Annotated in this window: 5 protein-coding genes; 3 read left to right on the top strand and 2 right to left on the bottom strand. The window is 49.0% G+C overall.

Annotation, left to right across the window (positions count from 1 at the left end; translation table 11 throughout):
- On the bottom strand, positions 1-745 hold a 745-nt coding region (locus BUB16_RS03115; protein WP_170864271.1), incomplete at its 3' end, for a sulfatase-like hydrolase/transferase.
- 653 nt (positions 746-1,398) lie between these two features.
- Between BUB16_RS03115 and BUB16_RS03110 the strand changes: the two genes are divergently transcribed.
- Complete coding sequence (locus BUB16_RS03110) at positions 1,399-2,124, top strand: carbohydrate-binding family 9-like protein (protein ID WP_073059356.1); 726 nt, start codon at positions 1,399-1,401, stop codon at positions 2,122-2,124.
- A gap of 256 nt (positions 2,125-2,380) precedes the next feature.
- Here the strand turns inward: BUB16_RS03110 and BUB16_RS03105 are convergent, their stop codons facing one another.
- On the bottom strand, positions 2,381-3,340 hold the full coding sequence (locus BUB16_RS03105) for a GDP-L-fucose synthase family protein (RefSeq protein ID WP_073059383.1): 960 nt from the start codon (positions 3,338-3,340) through the stop codon (positions 2,381-2,383).
- Positions 3,341-3,666: 326 nt separating this feature from the next.
- Here BUB16_RS03105 and BUB16_RS03100 point away from each other — a divergent pair, with 326 nt between their 5' ends.
- Positions 3,667-4,554, top strand: a complete 888-nt coding sequence (locus tag BUB16_RS03100; protein ID WP_073059355.1) for an MBL fold metallo-hydrolase — start codon at positions 3,667-3,669, stop codon at positions 4,552-4,554.
- A 145-nt stretch (positions 4,555-4,699) separates the two neighbouring features.
- A complete protein-coding gene (locus BUB16_RS03095; RefSeq protein ID WP_073059354.1) occupies positions 4,700-7,207 on the top strand; it encodes an SLBB domain-containing protein in 2,508 nt (835 codons plus the stop codon).
- Positions 7,208-7,220 lie beyond the last annotated feature (13 nt).

The following is a 7,220-nucleotide window of genomic DNA, read 5'->3' as shown; positions in this document are numbered from 1 at the left end:
CGTCTCCCCCGCCGCTCTGGTCCCCGATAAATCGCAGGGCCTCCCCGCCCATCAGCTCCGCCGCGTAGTCGGGCTGATCGTGAAACCGGGCGTAGCTGGCCGGGTCGCTCGGATCAGCCCCCTCCGGCAGCCCCTGGTGGGGGGGCACCAACTCGTTACTCAAGGCTACGCGCTGTTCGTTCCGCCATAAATAAATCGGATAATACGTATGAGCCTGGCGCTGGCCGTTATAGCCAAAGAAAAAATCAAACCCCTGCCGGTTGGGGACTCCCTCGGTAAAGGGCGCGCCCAGTCCCCATTTGCCGATGGCCGCGGTTTTATATCCGGCTTCCTGCAGCACTTCCGCTATCGTAATCGTTGAGTCCGGGATCGGACGCTGTCCCTCTAAAGCCGGATTGGCCGCCATCTTTTCATAATTCCATATATCACCCCGCTCGGCCCATTCTTCATTGGATCTGATATAGGCATGACCGGGATGCCTGCCGGTCATCAGCATGTAGCGGGCCGGGGCGCAGACCGGCGCGCCGGAATAGTGCCGGGTGAAGGTCATCCCATTTTCGGCCAGCGCATCGATATGGGGCGTCTCAATTTTCTCCTGTCCATAGGCGCCCAGCTCCCCGTATCCCAGGTCATCGGCCAGGATATAAATAATATTAGGTCGGTCGGTAGTTACCTGGGGCTCGTCAGGCTGACATCCCAGAAGTAAAGCAACGGTAAGAACTAAAGAGAATTTACAAACCTTCATAAAGCTTTATTACCTATCTGTCGTAGTACCTTGATTTATACCTTTTTGTCAAAAAATCCGGGTGTTAAGCTAAACTATCCTTTAAAAGGATACGTAAACATTCGATACCGTTGCTGTCTTCTTCCATGTGTTTTATAGCTGTGCCAACATAATACGAAGCACGGAGACTCAATTCCAGCACCCTGAGCTCAGCAGGCCTTTTTCGTATCCATATGCCCTAAAACTCTTCGAAGGCTTTTGCAAAACCGTTCTTTTGGCCATTCTCAGCATTTTCGCATATTCAACATCCTCACATACGTTTTACATGCTGTGGTTTTGAATGCACTCAGGGGTTGATTTTGACCAAAACCCCTGGTTTAAAGCCCCCTCATCCTGCAAATTGTAGCAACTAAAAAAAGTTTAACCCTTTTCTTTTTTATTATTCAAATTAAAAATGAAATTATCAAGTGATTTTTTTCTTTTTTTTCTTTTTATTATTTCAACATAGTTTCGTTTTGTTTTGTTTTGTATAGTTTCGAACTTACATTATTGATTTCAGGGTATGTTGCCGTAATAGGATTCCTCTATTTTTACACAAAGTCGATTTTTACACAAAGTCGATTTTTACACAAAGTCGATGTAGATATACATACTACTCTCAACCGATATAAACGATGATTCTAAAAACCATTTCACTGTTTAGCTTGTTGACAATCATGATTAGCCAGCCTCTCCTGGGTCAGTCTAACGGTTCACTTCATGTAAAAAAAACAGAAGACTTTTCAATTGACGGGCGCGGTAGTGCTTCCCAATGGTCAGCTGCCCCGTGGGTTACCATTCCCCAGAGAAGTACCAAAACAGACGACACGTCACTAAAAACCAGGATGAAAATACTTTATTCAGATACTGGTCTGTATTTTCTTTTTGAAAGTGAAGATCAGCAATTGAGTGCCACCATGGATGCCGATTTCATGAAGCTTTGGAAAGAAGATGTTGTTGAAGTATTCTTATGGCCGGATACGAATAATCCTGTTTACTTTGAGTATGAAATCTCTCCGCTGAACTATGAACTGCCGCTTTTAATATCAAATGAGGGAGGAGATCTTGCACGCTGGAGACCTTATATGTATGAAGAGGACAGAAAAACACGGCATAAAACATCCGTTAAAGGGGGGCCAAGGCAAAGCAATGCATCCATTACCCAATGGAATGCAGAGTTTTTTATTCCATACAAGCTCCTGAGACCTCTTCACAACATATCTCCGGGCACGGGCACGGAGTGGCGAGCCAATTTCTATCGCGTTGACTACGATGGAGGTCAGAGCACCACCTTTAGCTGGCAACCCGTTGAGAAAACCTTTCACGACTATGATAACTATGGTACGCTCCTTTTTGAGTAAGTAAAAAATAGCCTGCTGAGGCTGGCCGCACAGCCCACAAGGTTTCGTCTCCCCCCCCAGGAGTCTAACAGAGTCTGTCGGACTTATAGAGCGGAGGGAGAGCCAAACAATTTGAGTCCCATTTCGGGTTCTTTTGAGGCAAAGATCGGGCCTATTTAACGGAAAAGAACTCGGAATCTGGCCAAATACGGCAAACTCGCAGTATCGCAGTGGATTTTGCTAAAGCCGCCAGGCTCCTCGTTAATTACATCAACCGTCACCCCTCAACCTTCAGTTCTTTAATCTCATCCTGGTGCTCCTTAAACCATTCATATGTCATCCGAATGCCCTCCTCCAACTCAATGCTGTATTCCCACCCGGCTTCTTCCAGGCGACTGACATCCATCAGCTTGCGGGGCGTGCCATCGGGCTTGGTCGTATCCCAGTTGATATCGCCTTTGTGTCCCACAATATCCTGTATAAGCAGGGCCAGGTCTTTGATCCTGATATCTTTTCCGGTACCCACATTATAGAGGTCATGCTCCATGCTACGATTCAGGGTAAAAAAGACCGCATCAGCCACATCATCCACATGCAGAAACTCTCGCATAGGTGCCCCGGTTCCCCAGAGCGGTACGGGGGCGTGTCCTTTTTCTTTGGCATCGTGAAATTTCCGGATCATGGCCGGCAGTACATGGGAGGTCTTCAGGTCAAAATTGTCATTGGGACCGTACAGGTTGGTCGGCATCAGGGATACGTAGTCGTGGTCATACTGACGCCGCAGTGCATCTACCATCTTCACGCCCGTAATCTTGGCAATCGCATACCACTGGTTGGTGGGTTCCAGGGGTCCGGTCAGCAGCGCCTCTTCACTCATCGGCTGGTCGGCATGTTTGGGATAGATGCAGGAGCTGCCCAGGAAGATCAGCTTGTCTACATCCTGTTCGTGGGCTGCCGCAATGATATTGTTCTGTATCTCCAGGTTTTCATACAGAAACTGCCAGGGATACTCGTTGTTGGCCATAATGCCGCCCACCCGGGCGGCGGCATCCACGACTATCTCCGGCTGTTCTTCCCGGAAAAAAGACCGTACCGCCTGCTGGTTCCGCAGGTCCAGCTCGGAACTGGTTCGACTGATGAGCCGGTTGTAGCCTTCCCGTTCCAGTTTACGCTTCACGGCCGAGCCCACCATGCCACGGTGACCCGCGATATAAATCCTGCTGCCTTTATGGAGTATCTTGTTCATTCTGTTGTGATGAGGTTAAGGATACGACTAAGGTTGAAAACAGATGGAATAGTCTTACGGTTAAAAGTTGAATAGGTAGCCCCGCGGGCCCATAATCTTCAACCTGAAACGGCCCCTGTTAACGCTCGTATGATACGGATTATTTAAGATGGTGGAAAGTTGGAAGTAAAGTTACAGGCTTGTTTTTTTGGACTTCCGAATTGTTCATCCTTAGCCCAACCCTCAGCCTCATCCTTCTCTTTTACTTCCTGTAGCTTTTCAGTAAGTTATCCGGCGACAGATAAAAGTACTTTTAATATAAGCCCCTCGTCAATCCAATGGATCTTACTGACTGTTCCTTCGGACCTTTTCACCTGTACACCATCGAAACCGGACGTTTTCGGCTTGACGGCGGAGCGATGTTCGGGGTCGTCCCCAAAACCCTCTGGTCGCGCCGGATCGATGCCGACGACAAAAACCGTATTCCCATGGCCATGCGCTGCCTGCTTATTACCTCAGAGAACAGCGGGCGCAGCTACCTGATTGATAACGGCTGTGGTACCAAGTTCGATCAAAAGTACGAGGAGATTTATCAGCTGGATCACAGTCACAGCAACCTTCAGCGCTCTCTTGAGCATCATGGATTTGAAACCGGGGACGTGACTGACCTGATCTTTTCTCATCTCCATTTCGATCACTGTGGCGGCACTACGTTCTATAACGAACGGGAAGAGATCAGGCACACCTTTCCCAATGCCACCTATCACGTCACCCGGAAGCATCTCGATACGGCTACTCATCCCAATGCCCGCGAAAAAGCCAGCTTTCTGCCGGATAACATCGAACCTATTGCCGGCTGGGATAAACTGAATATGGTGGACGACTACCATGAGTATGAAGAGGGACTTACCGCCCTTCCGGCCCACGGGCATACGATTGGACAACAACTGCCTAAAATTACGGCAGGCGGACAAACTATTGTCTTTGTAGCGGACCTGCTTCCCACGCATTTGCACCTGCCGCTTCCCTATGTCATGGGATATGACATGTACCCGGTACAAACCTTGACGGAAAAGGAACAGTTCCTGGAGCAGGCCGTAAAACATAACTGGTATCTATTCTTTGAACACGATACTGAAGAGGAAGTCATCACCGTCCACAAAGAAAAGGGAAGATATGCCGTAAAAGAGCGGCTTTCGCTCAGTGATATTCCTGTTAAAAAATAAAAGTGTTAAGTGGGACCCCACGCTCCAAATTTATTAGCCAAATGAATCACAATCCAGGATTCACAAATCACAATGTAAGTTTACAATGAAATTCATTAATTTGTCCGCTTACAAAAAAGTAATGTCAACAAGATTAATACATTCAATGCGACTGACCAAGAGCATTTTAACCATTCTGCTGGTATGTTTTGCCGTTTCCCTGGCAAACGCACAAAATATCTCAGATATCGATTTTAAAAATATCAGGGTCGATGACCTTTCCGACCAGCAGATTCAACGTATATATGATGCCGCCCAGTCCCGTAACTTATCCATTGATCAAGCGGTTCAGATGGCCGTTGCACGGGGACTCCCGCAGTCGCAGGCCAGTAAGTTAAAACGACGGCTTCAGCAAGTGGGCAGCGGGGGAGCATTGGATAGTGAAAGTGCCGAGGGGGTTTCCGGACAGCTTCGGAGGCCCGTTGCTACAGAGGGCCCGGATTCGACGAAGTTCGATTCTCTTTACGCCCAGACCGATTCACTCAGATGGGCCCGGCAGCAGCTTAAAAATAAGATTTTCGGTTATAAGCTTTTTACCAGCGATCAGGTAACCTTTGAACCCGCATTAAACATCCCGACACCGGAAGACTACCAGCTGGGTCCGGGCGACGAAATTATCATCGATATCTGGGGAGCCGCACAGATGAACTACCAGCTGGAGATTTCTCCGGAGGGTACAATCAATATCGACAATATCGGGCCGATCCAGGTGAACGGTCTTACGGTAGAGGAAGCTTCCAACCGTCTCCGGTCGCGACTCGGTGATATTTACTCGGGCCTTAACCCACCGAATAACGAAAATAAGGATACCTATATGCAGCTGTCGCTGGGACAGGTGCGCAGCATTAAAGTTACAGTGCTGGGCGAGGCTACAGTTCCCGGCACTTATACGCTCTCTTCGCTGTCTACGGTTTTCAATGCCCTTTATGCTGCAGGGGGACCCACCACCACCGGTAGCTTCAGAACTATTAATGTGATCCGCGGCAATGAGACGGTCGCCACTTTTGACCTCTACGACCTGCTTATTTACGGTAATCAATCCGAAAATATCCGTCTCCGCTCACAGGATATCATTCAGATTCAACCGTACGAAAACCGGGTGGAAATCGAGGGGGAAGTCAAACGGCCCGGCATTTACGAGCTCAAAGGGAATGAAACGCTGCAGGACCTGGTGGTTTACGCCGGCAATTTTACGGATGAGGCCTATACCGATCGTATAAAAGTCATTGGCAATACCCCGAAACAGAAACAGATTACGGATGTCAAAAAAGGGTATTACGATGATTATATTCTCCGCAACGGGGATTCGGTGACGGTAGGTGAAATACTGGACCGTTTTACCAACAAGGTTGAAATCAGAGGCGCGGTCTTTCGTCCCGGTGAGTACGCCCTTGAAGATACTACCTCCCTTTACTCCCTCATACAGCGAGCGGACGGATTAATGGGAGATGCCTTTATGAACCGCGGCATCATTTACCGCACCCGGGATGACTATACGATCGAGTCTATCTCTTTCAGCGTACGCGAACTGATGCAAAATCCGCGTGCAAATGATATTGTCCTTCAAAAGGATGATGTTGTTCGTATTTCCTCTATCTTTGATCTGCGGGAAGACTTCACGGTCAGTATCAAAGGACCGGTACAGCAACCTGACACCTATGAATTTGCCCATGGAATGACCCTCGAAGACCTCATCTTTATGGCGGATGGGTTTCTGCAGTCCGCTACGCCCTATCGCATCGAGGTGGCCCGCCGCATCCGGGATATTGAAGAACGGTCGGGGAATGAATCGTTCATTGCCGATATCCACACGTTTAGTGTAGATGAAAATCTCCGTCTTAATGAAAAAGGAGCCAACTTTGAGCTCCAGCCCTTCGACCAGGTATATATACGGGAACTTCCGAATTACGAGCGGCAGAAAGAGGTCTATGTGGTCGGCGAAGTTAAATATCCCGGCAAATATGCCATCTCTTCGCGTGACGAGCGGCTTTCTGATATGATTGAGCGAGCCGGCGGATTAACGCCCGATGCCTACACGGATGGAGCCACGCTCTTCCGAAAGAGAGAATTCACCCAGCAGGAAGCCCAGCAAACTACAAATGGTGCAGAAAACGGCATGGGAGCAGCCGTTGAAGAGGGAGAGCAGGTCCGACTGGCCCAGCGACAGGAGTCCGCCCAGATTGGCATTGAACTGCCGGAAGTGCTCCAAAACCCGGGCTCCAGGTATGATCTGCTTCTGGAAGAGGGAGACTCTCTGCTTATCCCCCAGCAGCTGGAGACCGTAACCGTGGAAGGGGGAGTCTTTCACCCCACGACGGTTCGCTTTGAAAGCGGACGTTCGTTTAAGGATTATATTACGGCCGCCGGCGGCTTTAATGACCTGGCCCGGAAAAAACGATCCTATATTATCTACGCCAACGGTGATGTGGACCGGACAAAAAAGATACTTTTCTTTAAAAATTACCCTTCTGTTGAGCCGGGGGCAACCATTGTGGTGCCGGAGGAGGAGCCCACAGAGGGAATGAGCGCAGCGGAGCGCATCGGCATTCTTTCTACGGTGGCATCGACCATGGCGGTTATTGCAACGACAATCATACGCATCACAAATAATTAATGTTGGCGGCAGT

This window comes from Fodinibius roseus (assembly GCF_900129315.1).
Lineage (GTDB): Bacteria > Bacteroidota > Rhodothermia > Balneolales > Balneolaceae > Fodinibius > Fodinibius roseus.
This window is presented reverse-complemented; position numbering and strand designations above follow the sequence as displayed.

What these genes read in the sequence shown, in the direction of transcription:
- BUB16_RS03110 (WP_073059356.1), top strand. Translation starts at nt 1,399, where the DNA reads ATGATTCTAAAAACCATTTCACTGTTTAGCTTGTTGACAATCATGATT.
- BUB16_RS03100 (WP_073059355.1), top strand. Translation starts at nt 3,667, where the DNA reads ATGGATCTTACTGACTGTTCCTTCGGACCTTTTCACCTGTACACCATC.
- BUB16_RS03095 (WP_073059354.1), top strand. Translation starts at nt 4,700, where the DNA reads ATGCGACTGACCAAGAGCATTTTAACCATTCTGCTGGTATGTTTTGCC.